The sequence below is a fragment of the Hyphomonas sp. genome (assembly GCF_018402285.1).
Taxonomy (GTDB): Bacteria; Pseudomonadota; Alphaproteobacteria; order Caulobacterales; family Hyphomonadaceae; genus Hyphomonas.
The window spans coordinates 1-26,559 of sequence record NZ_JAGYJH010000004.1; the positions used below are offsets into that span (position 1 = coordinate 1).

Sequence of the window (26,559 nt, forward strand, 5' to 3'; positions counted from 1 at the left end):
GGTCTGCTTTGAACCGGTGGGATGACGACTATGCGGGTGGTGACAAAAACAGCTCGGATCTGCGGTGTTGGCGCGTCGATGGCGTTTCTGTTCCTTGCCCCTGCCGGATCCCCTCAGGTGAAGGATGATCGCCATGATGCCTATGTGCGCGCGCACATCTCCTGGGCGCTTTACCATGAGACCGGGCATGCCATTCAGGATTTCACGGCCGACCGGTTCGTGATGACGGCGCAGGAGCGGGAAGACCACGCCGACAAGATTGCGGCCTTCCTGATGCTGCCCAAGCGCGGCAAGGTTGAGGAATTTCAGTTCTATTATGATGCGGCCATCGATCTTTACATGGATACCGACCCGCCCGATCCCAACCATGTCTACGCGCCCAGCCGCGTGCGGGCAGAGCGGATGCTCTGCATGCTGTACGGCGCTTTTCCCGACAGCCCCTGGACGGGCGACGCCCAGGAACTTAAAAACCGCAGCGATCAGGCGTGCATCGACGAGTATGCGGCCTTTCGAGAAGAGACAGTCGAGCTTCTGGGCTTTGCCCGGGACGTCACGTCGATAGACGAGCCCCAGTTCATTGATCCCCGGCTGATGGCGGCCGAGCCGCGGCATCAGCAGGCGTATGACTATCTGGAGACGTCCGACATTCTTCTCGACCTTGCGATCGACGTGGAAGAATGGTTGCCGGGGCTGCAGGTCTCCGAAAAGAAATTCCAGATCGTTGCTCAGGAATGCCCGGGTTATGACGGGTTCCGGTATTCCTGGGACCAGTCTGCCGTGGTCGCCTGTTACAGCGCCGTTCAGCGATGCATGAACCGGCCCGGTCATCTGATTGCGATGGTCGATGCGCCCGATGAGGAGACATCTGACGGCGAAGAGGACGCCGCGTTTGACGAGGACGAAACCGGCTTTGACGAGGAAGAATTTTTCGAAGACTGAGCCAACAGGCAGGAAACCGCGTACCGGGGCATGAGCTGATTGCGGCCCGGTCAACTGAAGAAAGTGAACTCCAGATGCGTACACGAACAACGAGACTTTCCCTGATGGCTGGCCTGGCGGCCTGCCTTGCCCTGTCGCCTGTGGGCACCGGCCTTGCCATGGCGGCGCAGGACAATGTGATGACAGCAGAGCCCCCCGCCGAAGAGGGCTTTGAAGAGGCTGAGTTTGCCGCAGATGACGACGCCGGCCTGACCGCCGGATGGAGAGGAGGACGAGGACGGATCGCTCAGCGATGAAGACGGGGATGCCGGGGAAGGGCCTTCCTTCGCCGATGACGACGCCGGTCCGAGTGCTGACGACAGCTCCGGTGAGTGGGAGAGCGTCTCCGATGAGGAGGAGGCTCCGGACGCCGGGCAGACCGAGGCAGCTGGTGAAACATCCTCTGCAGGCGCTGAAGAAGGCGAGATTCCCCTGAGCGACGATGACGGGGGATCGCGCGCCAAAACCGGGCCGGGTCAGTAAGCCCGGCGCCGCGCTTGCGGGGACAAAGCGCGCCCTGCCGGTTTCAGGGCGGAAGGGTTGACAGGCAAACGGCCTGATCCGGGCGCGCCGTGGGCGGGTCGGGCGCAGACAGATGATATGGCAGGGTCCGGGACTGAAGGATCTCTTTCAGGCGCCGCTGCGATGGCGGGGCCCCGAACCCCTGGCACACGTCGCCCCGGACGTCGCCCCACTGGGCCCTGAGCAGCTGGTCTGCGGTGATGTCGGCCTCGGAGAACTGTCGCATCGCCCCGCTCAGCAGGAGCGTGCATACGTCCCCGGCAAGCGTGTCCCAGTCCTGGGTCAGCCGCGACACATCCCAGATCCTGGCTGTCCCGTCGGCGCTGGCGGAAACGACCGATCGGCCATCGGGTGCGAATTCGGTGCTGTAAACCTTGTCCGTATGTCCCGCCAGCGAGGCAATCATCCGTCCGTCACGGGCGTCCCAGATATCCACTGTGCCGCCATTGCTGCCTGTCACGATGCGCCGCCCGTCGGGTGAGAAATGCGCGCTGTTCACCCAGTAAGTCCGACCACGGAGCATGGCGACCAGCTCACCGGTGGCGGCATCCCAGATCCGGGCCGAAGCATCATCACTGGCGGTAACGACCTGTCTGCTGTCAGCTGAGAATGCAGCGCCGTTGATCGGTTCTGCGTGGCCCTCGAGCACGCGAATTTGCTGTCCGGTTGCCGCGTCCCATATGCGGGCGGTTCCGTCGTGTCCGGCGGTCACGACGCGGGTTTGATCGGGTGAAAACTCTGCATCCCAGATAATCGTTTCGTGGCCGGTCATCACGATCGGGGGCGCCGAACCGTCGCGCTGCCATATCCGGGCTTCTCCGTCACTGCTTGCGGTCAGCACGCGCGCGCCGTCTCCGGAGAGGGCAACGGCATTGACTTCTCCTGTGTGTCCCACCAGCTGGCGGGGCGGCTCAAGACCGGTGCGATCGAAAATCCATGCAGTGCCGTCGCCGCTGCCCGACAGGACGAGGCTGCCATCGGCTGAGAGCGCGGCGTTGTAGGCGGGGCAGCCCTGGGTGAAGACGGCCGCGTCCATAGGCGCGCCGTTTGAGGCGTTCCAGAGCCGGGTTGTCCCGTCTTCGGAGGCGGTGAAAACAGTTGCGCCGTCTGCTGAAAAACCGGCCCGGTATACCGGACCCTCATGGATATCGAGGGTCAGGAGCAGCCTGCCGTCACCGCCTTCCCAGATGCGCGCGGTATGATCGAGGCTTGCGGTGGCCACCCGCTGTCCGTCGGGCGAAAAGGCCGCCGTCCAGATCTGGTCTCCATGGCCTGCCAGTATCGCCACGGGTCTTCCGGTGCGGACATTCCAGAGCCGAGACGTGCCGTCATGGCTGGCCGTCACCAGGCGTTCACCGTCGGGTGAAAAGGCCAGTCCCTGAACATGCCGGCGATGACCTCTCAGCGAAAACAGAAGCCGGCCTGTGGCCGCCTCCCAGATCTGAACGGAGGTGTCGCGTCCGGCCGTTGCGATGAGGAGCCCGTCCGGGGAATAGGCGACGGTCCAGAGCCCGTCTGGCCCTTCAAGGCGCATCGGGTCTGTGCCGGGCGCCAGCAGGTTCACAACCTGCGCGGTGTTGTCATTGCTGGCGGTCACGATCTGCCTGCCGTCCGGAGACAGGGCGATCTCGAAGACCGCGTCTGAATGGCGTGCAAGAACCTCTGTAGCCGGTCCCTCCCGGGCCGCATCCCAGAGCAGGACGGTGCCGTCATGGCTGGCCGTGACAACCCGTTGCCCGTCCGGTGTAAACAGGGCGCGGGCGAGCGCATCGGTGTGGCCGCGAAACACGATCAGTTCAGCCCCGGTTGCGGTATCCCAGAGGCGCGCCGTCCCGTCGCGCCCGGCAGTGACGACCCGCGCGCCGGACGCACCGGGTTCAAACTGCGCGAATGAAACGCGCCCGTCATGCCCGGTCAGGACGACGGGCGGACGGGCGCTGCCGGGGAACCAGATCCTTGCGGTGCCATCATTGCTTGTTGTGACGATGCGCGTGCCGTCCTGCGAGAAGGCGGCAGAATTGACTTCGTCCGCATGGCCTTCAAGCGCTTCGATCAGCAGGCCGGTCTCTGCGTCCCAGAGGCTCGCCGTTCTGTCCCGGCTGGCCGTCACAAGCCGGCGCCCGTCAGGGGAAAACACCGCCATCTTGACCCCGTCGCCATGAACAAGCGGGGGCAGGCTTTCACTCGTCGACTGCATGATGCCGGCCAGCGCAGCGAGGTAGACGCGTTCATTGGCGGCTGAGAGCTGACGTCCGGCGAGGGCATAGCGAGCGGCGGCGGGCGTATTGCCATCATCCAGGGCCTGCCAGGCGCGTTCTGCAAAGAAGCGGTTGAGATTGGTGTTTGCCCGCAGACCGAGCGTCACGGCAGCCGTGGTGAGCCCGGCGAGCACGAGGCTGAGGACCCCGAGCGCGCCCAGGGCTGCGCGCGTGCGTCTCTCCGCCCGCCGGCGGTCGCGTTGCCAAAGTTCATCAAACCCGACACCGAGAATACCCGCGGCCAGGCGGGCGCAGGCCCGCGAGCGCCCGTCGGTGCGCAAGTCGAGCCCAAGCGGTTCGATCGGAAGGGCTGAAGGATCGCTCTCGTCCTGCCTTGCGCGCAGGGCGGCCGGAAAGCATTCCGAGCCGGGGTCACCGGAATTGGGGACCCCGTCCACAATCACCGCGAACACCGGCCGGTCATGCTGGGTTGCCCGGAACCGGGAGATTTCGGCGGCAACCCATTTCGATCTGGCAGATCTCGGAGAGCAGACAACGATGAGACATTCAGCCTGATCGAGCGCCTGACCGACAATCTCGCGGATATCGGCGGCCGCCGCCATATCGTCCTGATCCCTGAAGAACAGCCCGAGCCGCCGGTCAGGGGTCGTGCGGCCCGCAACGCCTGCCGGCACGCGGTAAGTCTCCAGCCAGCGCTGAAGTCTGCGAGCCCAGATCATGTCCTGCTGTGAGTAGCTTATGAAGCCGCGGTAGCGTCCGGAAGGGGGCGCGGGCGGCGCATCGTCACCGTAAGCCGGGGCCAGGGCCTCATCGGGGGTCATAATACAAACCTGGCGCGGTCGTTTGTGATGAGAAAGTCCAGCATTTCCTCGGTGGATGCGCGTTCCAGAAGCTGGGCTGCCAGTAGCGCCTCGCGCGGACCTTTTGCGGACTGGATTTCCTGCTGCGCATGGGCGACGGCGATGGCGTAGTTTTCCATCCGGTTGAGTTCCTGCTGCGGGTGCAGGCCCTCCTGCAGGGCGCGGGCGCCGACAGCGAGCAGGGCAAGCGCCATGGCCACCGAAACAAGGGCCATGTCGACCGGGGTCGGAGGACGGGTGATCGCAAGGATGGTGGCGCCGAAATTTACAAGGAAGGCCAGGACCACAAGCGTGTAGGAGGCCCCCGTCAGGAGGCGAATCTGGCGCGCCGGATGAGACCAGAACCTTCCTGAATCTGAGAGCACATAATTTGTGTACTGAACCTGGCCCTGGAGTCTGATCGATGTGTAGGCGCTGCGAACCTTTTCCAGGGCCTGTCCCTCGCCCTCCTGCGGCTTGCGTCTGGCCAGGTCAGCCCATGAAGGATCAATCCAGAAGGCGCGCATGTCACTGGCCGACAGGGCCCGGCCGCTTATCCGGCCGGCCGCATTGCGTTGGGTGTATTTGCTGAACTCGCTTGAAACCTGGCCCAGGAAGCTGCGCCGGAAGCGTTCATACGCGACGCCGCGTTCCTGTTCATAGGCCTTGCGCCGCTCGGGATCTGCGCTGGCTGCGGCGATGTCGATCGCCGTGGCCAGCTGGTACTGGGCATGCCACTGGCGCAGACGTTCGCAGGAAAGCCGGCGATAGAGCCAGTCGCGTTTGCTGGCCCCGAAGCCCAGCCCCAGATTTCCGAAAACGATCGCAAGGACCCCGCTTGCCGCGCCGGCAAAAGCGAGCGCCCGGAGCACGCCGGGATCGGGCATGGCGTCCCCCAGGAAGATCCTGACGACCGGTTCCAGGGGAAATGTCAGCAGCGACGCCAGGGCGAGCCCGATCGCTGCCAGTCCGAAGGCCCGGGAGCGCGCTTTGGCCTGTCGCGCCTCGCGGTCGAGCCTGACAAAATCTGCGCGCAGGGCGGGATGGTCGAGCGCGAAGAAAACATCCGGAAAACTGCGCGCAGCAAGGTCGCGGTCTTCCTGCGCAAGCAGGAGTTCGTCGTTGAACCGGAAGGTTTCCGATGCGCGCTTCACCCCAGACGCCCCCCCATGGACCAGCTGTGACCTCTACACCGCTTTTATCCATCAGTATGCATTGGGAATAATTTTCTTCAACCAGATTGCCATCCCGGCGCGAGAGGCGGGGGCAGACATGTCTGTCCTGCCCGGATGCGCCGGGCGTGCCCGAACCTTGTCCGAGGGCCGACGCGGCGTGAAACGGCCCTGTTCCTCAGGCGCGGGACGCTTCAGGCGAGGTCTGGTTCACGAATAGATCGCGTCCGAAAGTGCGCCCGGACAGGAGAAAGAACAGACCCGCGAACGCAAACAGGCACGTTGCGGTCACGCAGGCCCATTGCACGCCATGGGCGCGTGCATTGCGGCATGCCTCGACAAGTTCGGCGGAGAGGGCAGGATCGGTCAGGCTGCAGGTTGCGGTGATCTGCCCGGCATAGCTGCTCGCGGCAATCCAGCCCGAGGTCATGGTGTCTGCCACGATGCCCAGTGCGGGCGGACCGACGCCATACCCGATCAGGTTGACCACAAAGAGCAGGATCGCAATGGATGTGGCGCGCACGCGCAGGCTGACGACGGCCTGGGCGATATTGTACTGCGCGCCCAGGTAAAAGTATTGCAGCACGCTGGCCACCATCAGCAGGACGAGCATCCAGGTGCTGTCTGCGACCATGAACGCCGACGCATAGAGGGGCGCGCACACAAGGAAGGCCAGACCCGGCACCCAGGTTGCGGCGGTTGCCGAGGTCCTTGATGCCTGCTGGGTGAGGTATCCGCCAAGGAAGGCGCCGAGGGTGCCTGCAAGGCCAACGGGCGCCATGAACATCAGCGCGGTTTCGCCCGGCGTAAAGCCATGCGTGAACACCACATGCTGTGGCTGCAGTCCGACAAGGGCATAGCCGGCAAACGCGGCGACCGTTGCCCCTGCGGTCATGACCCAGAAGGTGCGCTTTGAAAAGATTTCCGCCAGGGCGACGCTGAAGCTGACGCGTTCCACTTTCGGGGTTCCGGGAGGGTCGGAATAACCGCGGGGCGGCTCTTTGACGGTCAGCAGGAAAACAATACCCAGAAGGATCCCGGGCGCGCCGACGAAGATGAAGGCTTCGCGCCAGGTGAAGACATCCAGAATGAACCCGCCAAAGACCTGTGCCAGGACGCCGCCGGCGGTTACGCCCATGGCGTAGATGCCAAGCGCGGTGGGACGCGCCAGCGGGGCATAATAGTCGCTGATCATGGAGTTGGCCGGCGGGGTACATCCCGCCTCGCCGATTCCCACCAGCATCCGGGCCAGCAGGAGGGTCACGAACCCGACCGTGAAGCCGCACAGGACCGTTGCAGCAGACCAGAGAATGACGCAGATCCCGATGATCAGCTTACGGCTGACCTTTTCGGAAAGGTTTGCGATGGGAATACCCAGAAGCGTATAGAAGAGGGCAAATCCGATGCCCGAGAGCAGGCCGAACTCGAATTGCGAAAGCTCGAATTCATTGATGATCGGAACGCTGACAACACTGATCAGGATCCGGTCAACAAAATTGAATGTGTAAACGATGGTCAGCGATATCAGCACATAGGTCCGGTAGCCGAAACTGCCATAGCTTACCCCTGCCGGGTTGTTCCCCGCACCGGCGAAGTCCGATGCGCCCGCGGCTGTGTTACTCATGCGTGTCGCTCCGGAGGTCGTTGTCAGAAATAGGGTCAGCGGCGCTGCCCAGGCAGGGGCTGATCAGAAAGGATGCAGAACACGAATCTGTTGTCACGAAGGCCCCGGTTTCAGGCATCGTGACCGCGTTCCATGACAGCGCCCGGTCCGATGACGTCTTTTCAGGCCGATGTTCCGGGGCCTTTGGAAAAAGGATAATACAAAAATCGATAGACGGTAATAGGACAGGGCTATGGGGCCGGGCGCGTCCCGCTTTGCTGCCTGAAGGCGTGCGGCCTTTGGCAGGCTCAAGGGGATGCCCGAACATTGCCGGGTCCGGGACCGCGTCGACCTGAGCGCCATTTGCCGGTTGTCAGCGAGCCGGGATCGGCCCGGACCGTTCAGACGACGCGCACGGCGCCTGGATGACGTGCCTTTAGCCGGGACCACCAGGCGGAAGCCTGGCCGGTTTCGACAAGGCAGACGAAACAGCCGCCAAAGCCGGCGCCTGTAATGCGGGCGCCGTCGGCGCCCAGTTCGACCGCATCATCGACCATCGCGTCCAGGGCAGGGACCGACACGTCCATGTCGTCCCGCAGGGAGGCATGGCTGGCATTCATCAGCATTCCGAATGATGGCCGGCTTGCGGCCGCAAGCGCTGTGACGGCCTGCAGGGACCGGGCCCCTTCGGAGATGACATGACGCGCCCGTCTGGCCAGGACGGGGGGGAGCGATGGCGTGTCCTCCAGCTTTCCGTCACACAGATAGGGGACGCCGAGGCTACCGGCGGCCTCAAGGCATTCCTGCCGCCGCGCCCGGTAGCGTCCGTCAGACAGGGCGCGGGCGATGCCGGAATGGATGACAGCAAAAGTCCAGCCCGCCGGGACGGGCATTATCTGATAGCTGCAGTCGCGCGTGTCGAGCGCCAGGACGTTTCCTGGCCGTCCCACGGATACAGCCATCTGATCCATGATCCCGCAGGGAACGCCCATGAAAATGTTTTCCACGTCCTGCGCTGCACGGGCGATCCCGGCCGGATCAATACCGGCCAGTTCGGCGCCCGCAGCCCTGAGTGTCGCCACGATCGTGGCCGCTGAAGAGGAAAGGCCCGCGCCGACAGGAATTGTGCTTTTCAGGATGACATCCTGTCCGCCGGTGATCCAGCCCATGCGGCGGCCATACTGGAGGCCGCCGCGCACGTAGTCAGACCAGTGTCCTGCCGCAGGCACATCGATGCCAAAATCAGTGATGTCGGAGAACTGCTGAGACTGCACGCGGTCATGGGTTTGTCCGTTCGCGCACATCTCCAGTTCGACCGACTGTGACAGAGCCATGGGCAACACGGTGCCGCCGTTGAAATCGATCCATTCCCCGATCAGGTTCACACGCCCGGGTACCGTTGCACAGGTCATAGGGTTCTGAGCCTTTCAGCGGCGATTTCGGGCAGGACATCAACCGTAAACACGCCCGTAAACTGTTCGACACTGGCGAGATATTTCAGCCGCCCTGGCGATCTGAGCATGGGACAGAACTGAACCGTGAACTGGAAGTTGGAACCTGCCTGAGGAGGGGCAGCCTGAAAACTCATCATGTAGGGCATAGGCTCCGCGAAGAGCGCATCCAGCCTGCGGGGAACTTCGCCCAGGAGCCGGGCCAGGGCATGTACGCCGCCGGTATCGAGTTCCCATGGCCCGGCGCAGGGCCGCCGGGCCATGATCCAGGTTTCGTAGGGAAACCGGGCGAACGGAGGACAGAACGCCGACAGGTCGCCGTCTGAGGTGACATCGAACTTCCCGTTCCAGGACGCGTGGTTGGCGATGAGGTCAAAACCTTCCCCGAAAGCGCGGACCGCCGAGGCCTGAGGTCCAGGAATGCCGGGGAAAGCGTAGATCTGGCCGTGCGGGTGGGCCAGTGTGACACCGACCCGTTCTCCGCGGTTCTCGAAGGGCAATACAAATGCAAAACCTGCCGCATGCAGGTATCTGTAGCGGTCAATCAGTGCTTCGATGAGGAGGACGCGCCGCTCCTGGCTCAGGGTGGCGAGACTCCCGGCTTGCTCTTTTGAGAAAACGACGACGTCGCAATGGCCGTTTGCGGGCCCGCAGGCCCAGTCTGTCACACTGGCGGGCACCGTGGCCGGCGCAAGGCTCGGAAACCTGTTTTCGAAGACAGCAAGTTCGAAATCTTCAAACGGGATTTCGGTCGCCGGCGCGCCGGGCCTGTGCGGCGCCAGCGGATCGGCCGCCGCCGACGGCAGAAAGGTGCGCGATTGCCTGTGGGGGGCATAGATCGCCCAGCTGTTCCTCAGGGGATCTCTTCTGAGCTCGCCTGGCGCGGTTTCCGGCCGCAACAGCTCATCAAGAACGGGCCCCTCATGCGGCGCATAGCCATAAAGGGAGAGATGCCGGCCGTCCGGTTTCCGGTGATCCCGGCGAAAGACCGGTCCGGTTTTTCCTTCGAGGCGGATTATGGCGGAGTAATCTGACATGTGAGCTGACAGGCTGCGCGAAAAGGTGAATTCAGGTCGGTCCGTCAGACCTACCGCGTCAGCCCAATTGATCATAGAAGCAATAAGCTGGCGAGTGGACAGGGGGGAACGGGACATGACCGACACGGCCATCATTTCTGACGCCGGTTTTGCCCTGCATGTCACCGGGGGAGCGGGCGCCGGCTTCAGCTTGACCTATTTCGGCCCGTCCTGCGCGGCGCACGGCACCGAGCCACTGCCGGTTCTTCCGGCGGGGCCGGACCGTCCACCCGGCCCGCGCCTCCTGGCGATGCGGGGCGATGGTTATGACGGGATCTCCCATATCGAAGCCGTGCGCCTTGAGGACGGCCGTGCGGCACACCTGATCCCGGTGTCGATCGAGCAGGTCTCGGGCACCGCCCTGCACCTTCATTCTGCCGACGAGGCGCAGGGGCTTGGTGTCACCCTGGAGATACGGCTCGGGCATGGGCTACTGCATATGCGCACCCGGGTGCGCAATGGCGGACCGGCGCCGGTGCTGCTGATCCGCTGCGCTGCGCTGCTTCTGCCGCTGCCGGACTGGGCTGATGAGGTCATATCCGGCTACGGGGCCTGGGCCCGCGAAGGGCACACCGCGCGGCGCAGGCTGGATGCGGGTTTTTCCGGCAAGGCGAGCCGGCTCGGGCGTACCGGATTTGACGGCCCGCCCGGAATTGTGATCTGTGCGGCCGGCACGACAGAGACCGTCGGCCGCGCCCTGGGCGCCCAGCTCGCCTGGAGTGGCAGTCATCGCATCCATGCCGAGCGGCTCCGGGACGGGGCTGTCGAACTTTGCGCCGAAGCGATCTATGAGCCAGGCGAGATCCTTATCGGGCCAGATGAAACCTTCGAAACGCCTGAAGCCCTTGTTGTCCTGTCGGAACAGGGCCTGGATGGTCTCAGAGACGTCTGGCACGCCCACGCACGCCGCCAGGTCCGGCCCGTTACCCGACCGGTCCATTTCAACACATGGGAGGCGCGCTATTTCGGTTTCGACGAGCCAGGTCTCATCGAACTCGCAGGCCAGGCGGCCCGGCTTGGTGTCGAGCGCTTCGTCCTTGACGACGGGTGGTTTGCCGGCCGCCGGGATGACCGGACATCGCTGGGCGACTGGACCCCTGACCCCGACCGTTTCCCGAACGGCCTTGCGCCCCTCATCCGCGCGGTAAACGACCTTGGCATGTCCTTCGGGCTCTGGGTTGAGCCGGAAATGGTGAGCCGCCAGAGCCACCTTTACCGGGCCCGTCCGGACTGGGTTCTGGCGTTCCCGGAAGAGGCTGCGCCGACGGGACGCAACCAGCTGGTACTGGATCTCTCCAATCCCGAGGTTGTGGATCATCTCTTCGGGACGCTGTCAGGCTTGCTGCGCCCTGGCGGCATTGATTATCTGAAATGGGATTGCAACCGGGAGCTCTATCCGGCAAGCCGGAACGGCAGATTGCGCGCGACGGCGCAGGTCAGAGGGCTGTATGATCTTCTCGACCGTCTGCAGGCAGCGTTTCCGGAACTGGAGATCGAAAGTTGCGCCAGCGGTGGGGGGCGGATCGATTTCGGTATCCTTCCGCGCGTCATGCGGTTCTGGGCGAGCGATGCGACGGACGCAGCAGACCGGATCCGGATCCAGGACAGTCTTTCACGATACATTCCTGCGGAAATGATCGGAAGCCATGTCGGACCCTCCCCAAATCCGATCACGGCAAGGGCATTTCCGATGGCCTTCAGAGGCCTTGTGTCAATGTTCGGGCATATGGGGGTCGAACTAGATCCGGCAAAACTCGATGCCGGAGACCATGCGACGCTTACCCAGGCAATTGCGCTTCACAAAAAGCTTCGCCCGAGCCTGCAGGCGGGGACCTATAAGGTGCTCGAAACCGGGGATGCCTCGCTGCACGTCTCCGGACTGTTCCGCGCCGGTTCCGGCGAATTTCTGCTCAGGGTTCTCAGGACGGCCATGTCCGTCTACCCCCTGCAGGCGCGGATTACTGTGCCGGGCCTTCCGGGCGGTGCGCGCTACCGGGTACGGGAACTGGTGCTTGGCGAGGAGAGCGGACGCGAGCTCGGGATACTGACGGCCGAGACGCTTGCCTGGGCCGGTTTCCAGGGTGATCCGCGCAGGCCCGATCACGGACGGCTCTTCCATTTCCTTCCAATCCGGTGAGGCCTTCATGAAGCTTGGCGTCTGCTACTATCCCGAACACTGGCCCGAGGAACACTGGCGTGAGGATGCCGCCATGATGCGTGCGCTCGGGGTTTCAATGGTCCGCATCGGCGAGTTCGCCTGGTCGCGGATCGAGCCTGCGCCGGGGCGGTTTGACTGGGGCTGGCTTGACCGGGCTGTCGCAGTGCTGGCCGAGGCGGGGCTGGGCATTGTGCTTTCCACCCCGACAGCCACGCCTCCGAAATGGCTTGTTGACCTCAGGCCTGACATCCTTCCTTTTGACCAACACGGCCATCCCCGGCGGTTTGGTTCGCGGCGGCATTACTGCTTCTCTTCCCGCGCTTACCGCGCCGAAAGCCGGCGCGTGACCGAGGCTGTCGCCCGCCGTTACGGCGAGCACCCCGCGGTGATCCTCTGGCAGACCGATAATGAATACGGCCATCATGGCAGTGATGAAAGTTTCTCTCCCGATGCTGTGTCTGCCTTTCGGGACTGGCTGGCGGCCCGGTACCGATCGGTTGCGGCCCTCAATGATGCCTGGGGAACGGTCTTCTGGTCTCAGGAGTATGCAAGCTTTGCCGAGGTTGATCCGCCTCAGGCCACCGTTACAGAAGCCAATCCGTCACACAGGCTCGACTGGCGGCGCTTCTGTTCTGACCAGATGTGCGCATTCAACCGAGACCAGGTTGATATTCTCCGTAAGTTCAGCCCCGGGCGTCCGGTAACCCACAACTTCATCGGTGATTTCATCCGGCTCGATCACCGCAAGATGGGACGGGATCTGGACTATGCGAGCTGGGACAGCTACCCGATCGGACTTCTCAGCGAAGGGATCGCGTCAGAAGGCGAGAAGATCCGTAGGCTGAGGTATGGGGATCCTGACTTTGCGGCATTCAATCATGATGTGTTCAGGGCCTGTGCCCCAAAATGGGGTGTCATGGAGCAGCAGCCAGGTCCTGTGAACTGGGCAAACTGCAACGCAGCGCCTGCGGCCGGTGTGGTCCGCCTGTGGACCTGGGAAGCCTTTGCCCATGGCGCAGGGTTTGTCAGTTACTTCAGATGGCGCCAGGTTCCTTTTGCTCAGGAGCAGATGCATGCAGCCCTCCTGGCGACGGATCGCACGCCGCAGCCGGTATGCGACGAAATCCGCAGGGTGGCAGAGGAAGTCGCTGCCTTTCCCGATTTTGAGAAAGTCCGATCCCGGATCGGCCTCCTGATGGATTACCCGTCTCTCTGGCAGCTGGAAATTCAGCCGCATGGCAACAAGGACGGGCCGCTGGGGCCGGCGCGTATCTGCTACAGGGCCTGCCGTATGCTCGGCCAGTCGGTAGACATGGTTTTCCCCGATGATGATTTTGACGGATATGACCTTATCCTTGTGCCTGCTGTAACCATTCTCACGGACGCGCTAGTCGGCAAACTTGCGCGCAGCGGTGCAGTCATTCTCGCCACGGCGCTCTCAGGCGCGCGCGAGGAGACCGGTCGCACATCAGCACCTTTGCCGCCCGGGCCTCTGGCTGCGCTTCTGGGCACACGTGTCCTTTCTTTCGAAAGCCTTCCGAAGGACGTGCCCGTGGTGGTCAAGACGCCGGATCTCTCCCTTGCCGGGCACGTCTGGAGAGAGAGAATCGAAACTTCAGCCGAGCCCTGGGGCTGGTTTGAAGACGGCTCGCCCGCGCAGGTAAAGTCGGGGAACTTCCGCTATCTTGCTTACTGGCCGGATGAAACATCATGGCAGATCATCCTGCAGCAATTGCTTGACGAGCGTGGGGTGCCTCACTGGCACACAGGACCTGACCTTCGTCTTGTGCATTCCGGAGAGCTGGTATTCGCGTTCAATTACGGACCGGACACAGAGGACCTTGGGGCGCGTGCAATCGGGCCTTCCGATCAGAAATGGCTCCTGGGCGGGCCCTGCCTTCCGCCTGCCGGGGTTGCGGCCTGGAAGGCAGAGCGACCGAGGAAGCAGGCGGACACGCCTGGTCCCGGCAGCCCCGGCTGAGGGGCTGAGTGCCCCCTTTCCGGCCGGCCTTAAGGTCCGTAGGGAGCGCTTGACGGCCTCGGTCAGGTCCTTCCGCCCTGAGCCCGCCCAGGCGCGATCCTCAGCGGAAGGCTTTTGCTTCGGGGAAGTTCCGGTCGTTTGCAGTTTCCCGATCCCTCCGCCCTATCCGCCCCTCCGGTACATTCCGTATACAGGCGCAGCGCGCCCCGGTTCAGTCTGGGGGTAGACATACGCCTCTCCCGCAGTGAGGGAGGGCGTCAGCATCGTGTCCGGAACCTTGCAGAAGAGGAGGCCGGAAAGGGAGAAACAGAGTGAACGAGACGCCCGCGCGCCTGCCTGACATCCATACTGTATCCCTGGCAGCGCCTCTGGGCTGGCTGGCTGCAGGCTGGCGCGATTTTCGGGCCGCCCCGCTCATCTGCCTTGCCTATGGGGTAATCCTTGCAGGGATCAGCGCGGGGATATTCCTTGTCCTTTACCGCACGGGGTCTGTCAGCTGGTTTTTCGTTCTTTTGGGTGGCTTTCTGATCATTGGTCCCATGCTGGGTATGGGGCTCTACGAGGCGGCCCGGCTGCGGGCTGCCGGACAGAAACCGACATTTTCAGGAATGATCTGGGTAAGGTCAGCCATGCGCCGTGACCAGTTGCTCCTCGGGTTGCTGATGGTTTTCCTGTACTTCCTGTGGACCCGGATCGCCCAGGTCATCTATGCGCTCTCCACCCCGCGCATCTTTCGCGAGCCGGAAGACTTTCTGACCTTTGTCCTGTCTGATCCCAACGGGCATGTGATGGTTCTGGCCGGACTGATCACCGGCGGGGTTGTCGCGTTCTGCAACTATTCGCTCGCGGTGATTGCTGCGCCCATGCTGCTTGACCGCCGATATGATGTCTTCATGGCTCTGGCGACGAGCGTGCGCTCGGTAAACCGGAATTTTTTCCCCATGGTCGTCTGGGCCATGATCATCACTGCGCTGACAGGACTTGGGATCTTTACCGCATTTCTGGGGCTGATCATCGTCTTCCCTCTCGTCGGTCTTGCAAGCTGGCACGCCTATACCGGCCTTGTGCGCCAGTAACGGGCCTTTTTTCAGCAGACGACAGGCGCCGACCTTCCCGGACAACATGCAAAATTCAGCGGAGGGCGTGGCCTCGCAGCGAAAGGGTTCTTAATGGAAGTCCCGGCTGGGCGGGATGATGCGCACGTCGCGGGGGTGGCGGGCGGAGCTTCGGCGGTTGCCGGTGCCGCGGTTCCCGGAGGGAGGGCGCGCAACCTCATCTGGTCGGGCTAGGACGCCTTTGATGGGATCGCGCAGGGTGTCTTCCGAGAGGAGGGACAGGTCGGCCGAGCAGTCAATCAGCTGATCGGCGACGATGTGGGTGACATTGTCGGCAGTCTGGACCTGGCCGCGTACATGCAGGATGCGCGCGCGCATCAGGACCGGACGGAAGCGTTCCTTCACGCGCGGCCAGACAACGAGGTTCGCGACGCCCGATTCGTCCTCAATGGTAATGAAAACGACCCCGCTCGCCGTGCCCGGCTGCTGACGTACGAGGACAAGGCCGGACGTCTGGATGCGCTGCCCGTTTCGCGCAGCGACCGCCTCGGCCGTTGTCACGATGCCGCGCCGGGCATGCACGTCCCGCAGGAAACGCATCGGATGGTCTTTCAGAGACAGGCGCGCGGTCTGGTAGTCCTGGATCACCTCCTCTGAGGGCGGAATAACCGGCAGAAAGACTTCCCGCTCCTTGCCCTGTTCGGCCACATCCGAGGTGGCGAACAGAGGTAAGGCCTGGCCGGCCGCTTCACCCCGCACCTTCCACAGAGCCGTGCGGCGAGACAAGCCGACTGAACCAAAAGCGTCAGCGGCGGCGAGCCGCTCCACCGCTGACCTGGGAAGTTTCGCCCGCCGGATCAGCGCTTCCGGGCTGCCATACCCGGTTTCCCGCATCTCTGTCAGCCGGGCCATGTCCGCTTCCCGAAGGCCGTCGACCTGACGCAAACCGAGCCGGACCGCAAAGGCGCCTTCCTCTTTCTCAGAGGGTTCCAGCGTCGTGTCCCAGTCTGAATAATTCACGTCCACAGGCAGTATCTCGACCCCGTGCTCCTGCGCGTCCCGCACGATCTGGGCAGGCGCATAGAAACCCATCGGCTGGCTGTTGAGAAGCGCCGCGCAGAATATGTCCGGGTGGTGGCATTTGATCCAGGAAGAGACGTAGACCAGAAGGGCAAAAGAGGCGGCATGGCTTTCCGGAAACCCGTACTCGCCAAACCCCTTGATCTGGTCGAAGCAGGCTTTTGCAAAAGCTGGCTGATATCCCCGGTCGATCATCCGTGTAACGAACTTATCTTCATAATTGTGGATGGTGCCGATATTGCGGAACGTTGCCATGGCGCGGCGCAGACCATTGGCTTCTTCCGGCGTGAACTTTGCCGCGTCGATGGCAATCTGCATTGCCTGCTCCTGGAACAGGGGGACGCCAAGGGTCCGGCGGAGGATGGATTCCAGCTCATCGGCCGGGCCTTTATCTGCCTTCGGGCTCGGGAAGCTGACCGCCTCGATCTTCTTGCGTCTGCGAAGATAGGGGTGGACCATATTGCCCTGGATCGGGCCGGGGCGGACGATGGCGACTTCGATCACGAGATCATAGAAGGTGCGCGGCCGCAGGCGCGGCAGCATCGCCATCTGCGCCCGGCTCTCGACCTGGAAGACACCGAGGCTGTCGGCCGCGCACAGCATGTCATAGGTCGCCTTATCCTCCTGCGGGATGGCGGCGAGATCATAGCGCATGCCCTTGTGGCTATCGAGCAGCTCGAACGCCTTGCGGATACAGGTCAGCATACCGAGGGCGAGCACGTCGACTTTCATGATGCCGAGGGCGTCGATGTCGTCCTTGTCCCATTCGATGAAGGTGCGATCCTCCATCGCCGCGTTGCCGACCGGAACCGTCTCGATCAGGGCTCTGCGTGTCAGCACGAAGCCGCCGACATGCTGGGACAGGTGGCGCGGAAAACCGAGCAGCTGACGGGCAAGCCGTATGGCGCGCCGGATCAGCGGATTGGCCGGATCAAGACCCGCCTCGATGATGCGCTTGTCCGGCAGGCCATCGCTCCAGCTGCCCCAGACCCCGCTCGCCAGCGCGGCCGAAATCTCTTCGCTCAGCCCCAGCGCCTTGCAAACCTCGCGGATCGCCGAACGCGAGCGATAGCAGATGACGGTGGCCGTCAGCGCGGCGCGATGCCGGCCATATCGCGCGTATACGTACTGGATGACTTCCTCGCGCCGTTCATGCTCGAAATCAACATCGATGTCGGGCGGCTCCCTGCGTTCGGGGGAAAGGAAGCGCTCGAACAGGAGGTTGCTCAGGGCCGGATCAACACTTGTCACGCCCAGGCAATAGCAGACCGCCGAATTGGCCGCCGAACCCCGGCCCTGGCAAAGGATGCCTTTGCTGCGTGCCCAGGCGACGATATCATGCACAGTCAGGAAGTAGGGCGCGTAGTTCAGCTGCTCGATCACCCCGAGTTCCTTGTGGAGCTGGGCTGTTACCTTTTCCGGAATGCCGCGCGGATACCGCCAGGCCGCGCCGTTCCAGGTGAGATGCGCCAGATGCGCCTGAGGCGTTGAGCCCGGCGGCACGGGCTCGTCGGGATACTCATAGGAAAGTTCGTCGAGGCTGAAGGTGCAGCGCGCAGCAATCTCCAGCGTGCGCGCGATCGCCGGCTCGAAGCCCCGGAACAGCCGCGCCATTTCTTCGGGCGGTTTGAGATGCCGTTCGGCATTTGCCTCCAGAAGGTAGCCGGCTGTGTCGATTGTGCAGTGTTCACGGATGCAGATCATCACATCCTGCAGGGGACGCCGGTCAGGCACGTGATAGAGGACGTCGTTGAGCGCCACCATCGGGGCGCCGGCCTGCGCGGAGAGCTGCGCGAGCCGCCCGAGGCGTTCCCGGTTCCGGCCGGAATAGGTGTAGCGTGCGCCAAGATAAATCCGCTCCGGTGCGGCTTGTGCGATCTGCTCCAGCTGTTGGGCGAAGGCGGGTTCCGGCACATTCGGGGGCAGCACGATCATCACCTGATCTTCGCTGGCAGCCAGGATATCGGCGAGCCGGATATGGCATTCGCCCTTCGGGACACCCGGTTTCATCTTGCCTTCCGAAAGGAGCCGCGAGAGCCGGCCATAGGCTGCGCGGTTGATCGGATAGGCAATGATTTCCGGGCCATCCTGCGGCACGAGGCGGGCGCCGATGAGCAGTTTCAGCCCGGCCGCCCTGGCGGCCACATGCGCCCGGACCACACCGGCCAGCGTGTTCCGGTCTGCCACGCCGATAGCGCCAAGTCCGAGGGCGGCAGCGCGCTGCACAAGTTCCCCGGCATGGCTTGCGCCATGCAGGAAAGAGAAATTGGTTGTTACGGCAAGTTCGGCATAACCTGTCATGCAAACAGTCCCTGCATGAACCAGTCTGGCAGGGCGCCGCGGCCGTCATCATAGAGCCCTTCGCGGAACACCCAGTAACGCCGGCCCTCATTATCCTCGATCCGGTAATAGTCGCGCGTGCGAGGCAGGTTGCCGGCTTCTTCCGCTGCCTGTGGCAGGTGGGTCCACCATTCCGGCGCGATCCGCTCCGGCCCATCGGCGCGCACGACGCGGCGCAGACGCCGGCGCCAGACAAATTGCAGGGGCGGGCCGTCTGGAACCTGCGCCATCACCGAAACCTGCTCAGGCCGCGCGAGCATCCGTACAGGCCGGGGCCCCGTCAGCGGCTGAGGGGCCTTATCCGGTACCTGCGCCATATAGGCCATCTGCCGCTCCGCCTTGTAGGGCGGGTGGCGGGCTTGCCTTGCGGTGAGGGTAACGGCGCCTTCGCCCAGACGCGCACTGATCCTGTCAGAAAGGGCGGCAATCGCGACGCTGTCGAAGTCGCTTCCGGCAAGGTCGCCGGAGAGGGGGTGGCTGCCCGTTTCCATCGGCGCGGTGCGCGCAGCCTCCAGCAGCAGCAGGTCTATTCCGAAGCCGGGGTCGATCCCGTCAAGCTTTTCCCGGAAGAGACGGAGCAGGTGCTCCGGGGCATGCACCGGGCGGGCGGCATTGACGCTGACTGAGGCCATGCCGCCATCGGAGTGGAAGGCACGGAAGGCGAAACCCTGCGCGCCAAGGCCCGAGGAAGAAAGGCAAGCGCACAGCTTTTCCGTCAGCTGCCTGAGGCCGTCGCGCACGCCTTCCGGGCTGGTCAGCGGTTCGGGGCAGGGCAGGCGTTCGGCATATTCCGGCGCCGGACGAAGGGGCGCAAAGGGTTCGGCGCGGCGTCCGAGCGCCTGGTCGAGACGCAGGCAGACGGCATGGGCCGCCTCGCGCGAGCGGAAGCGCCGCGTCAGCGCCTGGCGGTCAATGTCATAAAGCTGCCCGATGCGCGTCAGCCCGAAGCGGCGGAGCAGTGTCAGTGTTTCCGGCGAAAGGCGCAAGGCCGCCATCGGTAAATGGGCAAGGCCGCCGCGTTCCTCGCCGGAGGGAAGAATGGGATGTTCGCCCAGGCCGGCGCCGCGGGCCAGGGCATGCGCTGCGCCGGGCGTTCCCGCCACGGCAATCTGATGGGTGTATCCTGCTTGCGCAAGGCGCCGGGAGAGTTCGGCCGCCATGGCGGCCTCGCTGCCAAACAGGTGATCGCAGCCCGTCGTTTCCAGCATCAGCCCATCTTCGCCATCGAACGCGGCCAGGGGTGAAAACCGCACCATCCACATTGCGAGCGCCGTCAGTGCCTTCAGGTCTGCAGCGCGGTCGATTTCTTCCGAAAGGATATACGGCAGTGTGGCTTTGGCATCGGCAAGGCGCAGGCCGGTCTCGATCCCGGCCGCCCGCGCCGGGGCATTCGCTGCAACCACGGTCAGTCCGTTGGCGGACTTATCATAAAGAACAAAGGGCTTGAGCCTAGCCGGCCTTGCGGCGGGGGCCGGGCGCGCCGGGCGCCGCGTGCGGCGCAGGCGGTCCAGCGGCCAGTCCGCGAGCCACACCGAGAGATAGCGTTTCATCGTTCCACTCAAGATCAAAAGCCTGCCCGGCCACAGACGGGGCCGTGCGACAGCGTTCAAGCACAGCCCGCCAGCGGGGATAGCCCGGGGCGTGCGGGTCGTACCGGTTGGGGGCAGATGGACGGGGGCTGATACGCCAGCGCGCCGACGCGGCCGTTGGACCTGAGCAGCTGTAAGGCAGCAGCAGGGCGACGGGCACACCATATCGCCCGGATGCAAGGGCAAGGCGGCGGGTGGCGGTAAAGTCCGCGTCCTCGACCTCGGCAACCACCATGCTTGCGGCGCCTGAGACAATGGCTTCTTCGGTTGCCCACAGAGCCTCACGCGTGTTGCGGGCCCGCACCGTCAGCCGCAGCCGCGCAGGGCTGGCGGACAGCGCGGCTTCGGGTACATACCCGCTGTCGCGGCCAATTGCGCCCTGCTGCACCCAGAGCCATGCCCCGCGCGCGGCGGGCTGCATTGCCGCCAGCAGGAACCCCGTCATGGCAGCCCTGTCACCATAAGCGGCTTCTGCCAGTTCATGCAGGCCGGACGCGCCCAGCCCGAAGGGAAACCCGGCGCCTGCTACAGGCGACGCCTTCGCCGGCCGGATCAGGCCCCTGGAAAGGAGGGTCTCGAAGTTCATATGTTCTTATTTTGTTCTTTTTGTCCTGAGTCAAGTCCCGCAGGAAAATGAGCGGGCTTTGCCGGGACCGGATGCATCCGGACCGGGTTCAGGGACCCTGGTCGTGGGAGGATCAGCCCCGGGTTTCGTCTGCCCTCTCAGAACAGTTCAGTTTGAGGGAGAGAGGCGTGAGGTCAGGTCAGAAACCTGATAACGAGGGCTGCGGCCTGAGCCAAGGGAGGCTGATTAGCCGGGGCAATGGCCGCGGCAAACCCGGCCGCCTGCGCGGTTGAAAACCGCTCCTGGCGGGAGGGTTCTGAAATCAGCGCGCTGCACCGATTTCTGAAATCAGCTCACGGATATTGCCGCCATTCTTGTCCAGCATCGCCTGGAACTGCGCTCGCTGCTCGATTGCAAACCACAGGCCCATCGTTTCAATGTCGGTGACTTTCCAGCCGTCATTGTCGGTCACGCGCCAGCTGACCAGATGCTCATCGCCATCGCCATTGCTGACCTTCATGGTCACGATGGTATCGCCTGGCCTGCGCTCGAGGGTGCGGAGGATTTCCACATCCGCCTGCGAAAATCCGGAAAGGTGATCCCGCAGCTGCCCACGCGCAAACTTCCGGAAAGCGTCGAGAAATTCCCCCTTTGTGGCCTCATCCATGGTGCGCCAGTGACGGCCCATTGTGAAGGGGGCCACCTGGTCCACATCGATCAGTTCCAGGATGCTGTCGGCCTCCTGATTGCTGATCTTCGCATCCTCAAGCGCCGCCAGCGTGCGCTCCACGGCGGTGTTCACCACCGCCTCGGGCGAGCCGCCCGTCGATGCCGCAGCTGCCGGAGAGAGGAAGGCGGCCGCCATCAGAATGCCTGCAAGGGTGGTGCGGGTCTTGAGGGGTGAGAGAGACTTCAGGACTTTCATGATCGGCTCCGGAACCAGGCCGGCCTGCGCTGGCTTTTCAGGGGGTGAACTGGCTCAGCAACGCCCCATGGAGGAGAATGGTTCCCGATTGAGCGCAACAGGTACGGCGCCGTCCCCCCGGCAGAGGCCTGCAGGGGGCCTTGTCTGTTCGTTATGCGGGCACGTTTACAATTGGCCCATCTGTCTGCGTCACGCCTTTCCGGGTCCGCTCAGTTTTTTTTGCTGGTTGTCTTGAGCATGTGCCTGGCGGCGTTCAGACCAAGGTTGACTGATTGTGAAATTTCTTCCTCCAGAGACCGTTTTCCTTCGGTTTCCCGCCATTTTCGGTGAGGAAGGATCGTGCTCGCCACGAGCAGCGAAGCGACAAGGTCCGGCAGGAAATCGATCTCCCGGTTCAGGCAGTATTCGGCGGAAATATAGTCTGCATAAACATCTTTCTGGCCCTGTTCGTAGTCTGACCAGGCAAAGGCGAGTTCCCGGTCAGTGCGCAGCACGCTCCACACGGATGCTGCAGGCTGGGCAAGGTCTCTGCCTGGACGGGCAAAGGACAGCGCTTCATCTTTGAAGAAATCAAGGAACAGTGTCGTCTCGCGCGCCGCAAGCGCCCTTTCGCGCAGCGCCTTTATCGCAGAGGTGACAAGGCTCGTTGCAAGTTCATTCTTGGAACTGAAGTGCGAAAACAGCGTGGTGACATGAATGTCCGCCTCATCCGCGATGGCCTGCATTGTGGTTGCGGCAAATCCGGCCCGGCTGATCTGCTCGGCGGCAACTTCCTGGATTCTTATCCGCGTGCGACGCCGACGCTCGGTTCGGCGTGGATATTTGGCGTCCCCCGATGCGTCAGCCTGTGTTGGCTCAGCCGGTTGTGCCTTATCCGGATTTGCTGTTTTCGCCATGAAACGTCTCCGGCCGGGATGAAAGACCGCTATGCGCCAATGGCCACACAGCCCGGCCCTGTCTGGTCGCAGAGTTCAGAAAGTTGAGCCGAGTAGCTGGCCTGATGCCTAAGAGAAGGCTTCCTTGTTGCGTGAGGCAGCGCGCCGGAAGCCGCCCGGAAGGAGGGTTGTTTCATCTCTGACTTCCTTTCGAACTTTATTCCGGGCCGGCCTTGGCCGCGATGATTTCCGGCAGGATAAAATCGATTAATCTATTTGCATAGTGTTATCTCGAGGCTCCCTGACGTCAGGTGTCTCAACGCCCGCCGCTTGCCTCGGCTGGCCGGCACCTGTTACCCCTCGGGCCGGGTAATGCGGGAGAGCAGGACATGAAGCGATGGATAGTGGCCGCTGGCCTGGGCGCGATGGCCATGGCAGCCTGCGCGCCAGACCCTGCTCAGCCAGCGCCGGCAGAGGAGATCGCCATGGAAACGGAAGAGACCAGCCTGCCACCGCCGAGGGACGGCGTCGTGACCGACCGTTTCGCGCGCCTCGCCCTCTCCTGTGTCCACAAGGACTACCCCAACAAGATCAGCCATGTGCTGAACTCTGACGCCGACGCAGCCACACCGCGCCAGCTCTACCCTGCCTTCTATGGATGCTTTGACTGGCACTCCTCGGTACATGGCCACTGGCTTCTCGTTCGTATCCTGAATACGGACCCGGAAACGCCCTACGCAGATGTCATCAGGTCGGCGCTGGCAAAAAGCTTCACGCCGGAAAACATCGCCGGTGAGGTTACCTATTTCCAGGCGCCGGAGCGTGCCTCCTTCGAGCGTCCCTATGGCACGGCCTGGTTCCTCCAGCTGATGACAGAACTGCGCCAGGCGGATTTCCCGGAAGCTGCCGAATGGGCGGAAACCCTCTCCCCGCTGGAGTCCCTCATTGTCGACTATACCAGCGCCTGGCTTCCCAAACTCGTCTACCCGATCCGCGCCGGCACGCATAACCAGACCGCCTTTGCCTTCGGCCTGATGATCGACTGGGCAGACGCCACCGGCAACACATCCTTCCGGCAGCAGATCGCCGCCAAGTCACTGGAGTTCTATGCCAGGGATGTGTCCTGCCCGCTCAGCTATGAGCCTTCGGGGGAAGACTTTCTCTCGCCCTGCCTGATGGAGGCAGACCTGATGCGCCGCGTCATGAACCAGCAGGACTTTGCCGCCTGGCTCACCGCGTTCCTGCCGCTCATCCCGCAGGACGGGCAGGCCGCCTGGCTCGCGCCGGGCGTCGTGCTGGACCCCTCCGATGGCAAGCTTGTCCATCTCGATGGCCTGAACCTTTCCCGCGCCTGGGCGCTGGAGGGCATCGCCTCGGCCTTGCCGGAAGCAGACCCCCGGCGCCCGGCGCTGCTGGCATCGGCGCTCATCCACAAGGAAAGCGGCGTCGCCTCGGTCAGTGAAGAACATTATGCCGGCAGCCACTGGCTCGCGAGCTTTGCCACCTATCTGGAAACCGGCCGGGGCCTTCCTGCTCCATGAAGCGAAAGCTTTCTTTCGGTCCCGGGGCGCTCGTCGCCGCAGCCTTTATCGGTCCCGGCACGGTCACGGCCTGCACGCTTGCCGGGGCAAATTTCGGCTTTGCGCTGGTCTGGGCGCTTGTCTTTGCGACGGTGGCAACGATCATCCTGCAGGAAATGACCGTGCGTCTTGGCATCCTCGGCGGGTCCGGCCTCGGTGAAGCACTCGTCGCGCCCGGAACGCCGGTGATCCTGAAATGGGGCGCCATCCTTCTGGTTCTGGCTGCGCTTGCGCTTGGCAATGCCGCGTATGAAGCGGGCAACATCACCGGCGGCGCGCTTGGCCTGCGCGCGATCCTTGGTGAAGGGGAAGGCGTCCAGCGCGCCGCAGCCCTGGCCACAGGGCTGCTCGCGGCAATTGTCCTGGCGGTCGGCCGCTACAAGACGCTCGAACGCTTCCTCATCGGCCTTGTCATCCTGATGAGCCTCGCATTCGCCGCCAGCCTTCTTCTGGTCCGGCCCGACATCGGCGCCATGATCGGTGGCTTGCGCCCAACCCTGCCGGACGGCAGCCTTCTGACAGCCATGGCACTCATAGGCACCACGATCGTGCCCTACAATCTGTTCCTGCATGCGGCGGCCGTGCGCGAGCGCTGGAAGGAAAATACCGAAGCAGGTCTTGCGGCCGCCATTGCGGATACGCGTGTGTCAGTCGGCCTCGGCGGCCTCATCTCCATCCTTGTGCTCAGTACGGCAGCCGCCAGCCTCTTCGGAGCGGGCATCGTCATCAGCAGCGGCGCAGACATGGCCATCGCGCTTGAGCCCGCATACGGCCCTGCCGCGCGCATTCTTGTAGGTGCCGGCCTCTGCGCGGCGGGGCTCTCCTCGGCGATCACCGCGCCGCTGGCAACCGCTTACGCCATATGTGAAGTTACCGGGCGCCCGAAAACCGGCTGGGTCTTCAAAGGCGTCGCCCTCACGATCGTCGCCATCGGTCTCGGTGTCGCCTTGCTCGGTATCCGGCCTGTGGAGCTTATCCTCGTGGCGCAGGTTGCCAATGGCCTGCTCCTTCCGGTGGTGGCCACCTTCCTGCTGATCACGATGAACCGGAAATCGGTCCTCGGCGCGCACACCAATGGCCCGCTGCGCAACGGTCTCGGTCTTCTCGTGGTGCTGATCGCCGCGTTCCTCGGCCTTCGCCTCATCCTTCGCGCTCTGGGCATCTGGCCATGACCCGCAGAATCTGCCTCAATGCGGACATCGGCGAGCTTCCCGGCGAGGCGGGCACGGCGCTGGACCGGGCAATCCTCAAGGTCGTCTCCCGCTGCAGCATCGCCTGCGGCGGCCATGCCGGAGACGAACAGTCCATGTCCCTCTCCCTGCACATGGCGAAGGAACTGGGCGTTCTTGCAGGCGCGCACCCCTCCTATCCCGACCGCGAAGGATTTGGCCGGTCGCGGAACAATGTTTCACTTTCCGAGCTCGCGGTCTCCCTAAAGGGTCAGGTGTCGGCCCTTCAGCGCCTTGCCGCCGTCACCGGCGTGCCGGTCAGCCACATCAAACCCCATGGCACGCTTTATAATGATGCCGCCCGCGACGGCGAACTGGCGAGCCTTGTTGCGGGGCTTTGCGTGGATGAAGGTATTCACGTCCTGCTTGGCCCGCCCGCCAGCGAGATGGAGCGCGCGGCTCACGCCGCTGGCCTCTCCTATATTGCCGAAGGCTTTGCAGACCGCGCCTATGAGGCGGATCTCAGCCTGACGCCGCGCAGCTTTTCCGGCGCCGTTCTGGAGGACCACGAAACCCAATGCGCGCAGGCGCTCTCCATGACGCTCCGGCATCTTGTGACGGCGCGAACCGGGGAAATCATTCCCATCCGTGTCCAGACCATCTGCCTGCACGGCGACACGCCCGGCGCGGCTGAAAATGCGGCCCGGCTTCGCGCGGCGCTGGAACAGCAGGGCGTCGGCATCGGTCCATGACCGCCCCTGAGATCGTCTTCGTCGGAGATGATGCCCTGGCTGCAAAGACCGGCGATGGTGGCGTTCGGAACGCGCTTGCCGCGTCCTTGCGTGCCTCGGGCACATGGCGGGATGTCGTGCCCGGGAAGCAGGAAGTCACCGTCCAGTTCAATCCGCTGACGCTGCCGCCCGCAGTTGCGTTCGAGCGCCTGACAGAGCAGTGCCAGTTCATTCCCGGTGACGCAGACATGTCGGCCCGCCATGTGTCCTTGTCTATGCGGGCAGATGAAGCCTCCGCCCCGGACCTCGCCCGCCTCGCCGGGGAGAACGGCCTGTCGCAGAGCGCATTCCTGCAGCGTATCCTGGCTTCGCCGCTCACCGTCGACATGATGGGTTTCACCGCCGGATTCGCCTATGTCGCCGGCGTTGATCCCGCGCTGTCGGCGGCCCGTCTGGACGTGCCCCGCCAACGTGTTCCGGCCGGATCGGTCGGCCTGATCAGCGGCCAGCTCGGTCTCTACGCGCTCGCCGGTCCCGCGGGCTGGCCAATCATCGGGCGCATTGCTCAGCCTCTGTTCGATGCCCAAAGCACGGCGCCTTTTACGCTTGAGGCGGGCATGCGTATATCCCTCCGGATCGAGGGCTAGGGGC

General features: G+C 63.7%; 19 protein-coding genes. 9 read left to right on the top strand and 10 right to left on the bottom strand.

Going from position 1 to position 26,559, the window contains the following annotated elements:
• Positions 1 to 78 precede the first annotated feature (78 nt).
• Together KG722_RS09825 and KG722_RS09830 are read left to right on the top strand one after the other, a co-directional pair.
• Complete coding sequence (locus KG722_RS09825) at positions 79 to 939, top strand: DUF4344 domain-containing metallopeptidase (protein ID WP_213271616.1); 861 nt, start codon at positions 79 to 81, stop codon at positions 937 to 939.
• Between the two features lie 74 nt (positions 940 to 1,013).
• Positions 1,014 to 1,235 carry a hypothetical protein gene (locus KG722_RS09830; protein ID WP_213271617.1) on the top strand — a complete coding sequence of 74 codons (222 nt, stop codon included), beginning with the start codon at positions 1,014 to 1,016 and terminating at the stop codon, positions 1,233 to 1,235.
• Positions 1,236 to 1,504: 269 nt separating this feature from the next.
• Here the strand turns inward: KG722_RS09830 and KG722_RS09835 are convergent, their stop codons facing one another.
• From KG722_RS09835 to KG722_RS09855, 5 genes are all read right to left on the bottom strand, one after another.
• Entirely contained in the window at positions 1,505 to 4,540 is a 3,036-nt protein-coding gene (locus KG722_RS09835) for a TIR domain-containing protein (protein ID WP_213271618.1), read from the bottom strand.
• Positions 4,537 to 5,712: a hypothetical protein gene (locus tag KG722_RS09840; protein WP_213271619.1), complete on the bottom strand. Its 1,176-nt coding sequence runs from the start codon at positions 5,710 to 5,712 to the stop codon at positions 4,537 to 4,539. The genes KG722_RS09835 and KG722_RS09840 overlap by 4 nt, the downstream gene beginning before the upstream one ends.
• 196 nt (positions 5,713 to 5,908) lie before the next feature.
• Complete coding sequence (locus tag KG722_RS09845) at positions 5,909 to 7,354, bottom strand: MFS transporter (protein ID WP_213271620.1); 1,446 nt, start codon at positions 7,352 to 7,354, stop codon at positions 5,909 to 5,911.
• 380 nt (positions 7,355 to 7,734) lie between these two features.
• Entirely contained in the window at positions 7,735 to 8,745 is a 1,011-nt protein-coding gene (locus KG722_RS09850; protein ID WP_213271621.1) for a galactokinase family protein, read from the bottom strand.
• Positions 8,742 to 9,821, bottom strand: coding sequence for a hypothetical protein (locus tag KG722_RS09855; protein WP_213271622.1), 1,080 nt, complete (start codon positions 9,819 to 9,821; stop codon positions 8,742 to 8,744). The genes KG722_RS09850 and KG722_RS09855 overlap by 4 nt, the downstream gene beginning before the upstream one ends.
• A 115-nt stretch (positions 9,822 to 9,936) precedes the next feature.
• Here KG722_RS09855 and KG722_RS09860 point away from each other — a divergent pair, with 115 nt between their 5' ends.
• From KG722_RS09860 to KG722_RS09870, 3 genes are all read left to right on the top strand, one after another.
• Complete coding sequence (locus tag KG722_RS09860; protein ID WP_213271623.1) at positions 9,937 to 11,997, top strand: alpha-galactosidase; 2,061 nt, start codon at positions 9,937 to 9,939, stop codon at positions 11,995 to 11,997.
• A gap of 7 nt (positions 11,998 to 12,004) precedes the next feature.
• Positions 12,005 to 13,999, top strand: coding sequence for a beta-galactosidase (locus KG722_RS09865; protein WP_213271624.1), 1,995 nt, complete (start codon positions 12,005 to 12,007; stop codon positions 13,997 to 13,999).
• A gap of 311 nt (positions 14,000 to 14,310) precedes the next feature.
• The gene (locus KG722_RS09870) at positions 14,311 to 15,075 is read left to right on the top strand and encodes a DUF2189 domain-containing protein (RefSeq protein WP_213271625.1); all 765 of its coding nucleotides are present in this window, start codon (positions 14,311 to 14,313) and stop codon (positions 15,073 to 15,075) included.
• A gap of 90 nt (positions 15,076 to 15,165) precedes the next feature.
• Here KG722_RS09870 and KG722_RS09875 read toward each other — a convergent pair whose 3' ends face one another.
• From KG722_RS09875 to KG722_RS09895, 5 genes are all read right to left on the bottom strand, one after another.
• A complete protein-coding gene (locus tag KG722_RS09875; protein ID WP_213271626.1) occupies positions 15,166 to 18,435 on the bottom strand; it encodes an error-prone DNA polymerase in 3,270 nt (1,089 codons plus the stop codon).
• A complete protein-coding gene (locus KG722_RS09880; RefSeq protein ID WP_300998411.1) occupies positions 18,432 to 20,024 on the bottom strand; it encodes a DNA polymerase Y family protein in 1,593 nt (530 codons plus the stop codon). The genes KG722_RS09875 and KG722_RS09880 overlap by 4 nt, the downstream gene beginning before the upstream one ends.
• Positions 19,924 to 20,649, bottom strand: coding sequence for a hypothetical protein (locus KG722_RS09885; RefSeq protein WP_213271627.1), 726 nt, complete (start codon positions 20,647 to 20,649; stop codon positions 19,924 to 19,926). The genes KG722_RS09880 and KG722_RS09885 overlap by 101 nt, the downstream gene beginning before the upstream one ends.
• A gap of 301 nt (positions 20,650 to 20,950) precedes the next feature.
• Complete coding sequence (locus tag KG722_RS09890) at positions 20,951 to 21,553, bottom strand: phospholipid-binding protein MlaC (protein ID WP_213271628.1); 603 nt, start codon at positions 21,551 to 21,553, stop codon at positions 20,951 to 20,953.
• 209 nt (positions 21,554 to 21,762) lie between these two features.
• Entirely contained in the window at positions 21,763 to 22,449 is a 687-nt protein-coding gene (locus tag KG722_RS09895) for a TetR/AcrR family transcriptional regulator (protein WP_213271629.1), read from the bottom strand.
• Between the two features lie 368 nt (positions 22,450 to 22,817).
• Between KG722_RS09895 and KG722_RS09900 the strand changes: the two genes are divergently transcribed.
• The 4 genes from KG722_RS09900 to KG722_RS09915 are packed head-to-tail and all read left to right on the top strand — an operon-like array spanning position 22,818 to position 26,555.
• Positions 22,818 to 23,969, top strand: coding sequence for a DUF2891 domain-containing protein (locus KG722_RS09900; RefSeq protein WP_300998412.1), 1,152 nt, complete (start codon positions 22,818 to 22,820; stop codon positions 23,967 to 23,969).
• Positions 23,966 to 25,180, top strand: coding sequence for an Nramp family divalent metal transporter (locus KG722_RS09905; RefSeq protein WP_213271630.1), 1,215 nt, complete (start codon positions 23,966 to 23,968; stop codon positions 25,178 to 25,180). The genes KG722_RS09900 and KG722_RS09905 overlap by 4 nt, the downstream gene beginning before the upstream one ends.
• Positions 25,177 to 25,929 (top strand): 5-oxoprolinase subunit PxpA, encoded by a 753-nt coding sequence (gene pxpA / locus KG722_RS09910; RefSeq protein WP_213271631.1) that lies wholly within the window; start codon positions 25,177 to 25,179, stop codon positions 25,927 to 25,929. Before KG722_RS09905 ends, pxpA begins: the two co-directional genes overlap by 4 nt.
• Positions 25,926 to 26,555: a carboxyltransferase domain-containing protein gene (locus KG722_RS09915; RefSeq protein ID WP_213271632.1), complete on the top strand. Its 630-nt coding sequence runs from the start codon at positions 25,926 to 25,928 to the stop codon at positions 26,553 to 26,555. Before pxpA ends, KG722_RS09915 begins: the two co-directional genes overlap by 4 nt.
• Positions 26,556 to 26,559 lie beyond the last annotated feature (4 nt).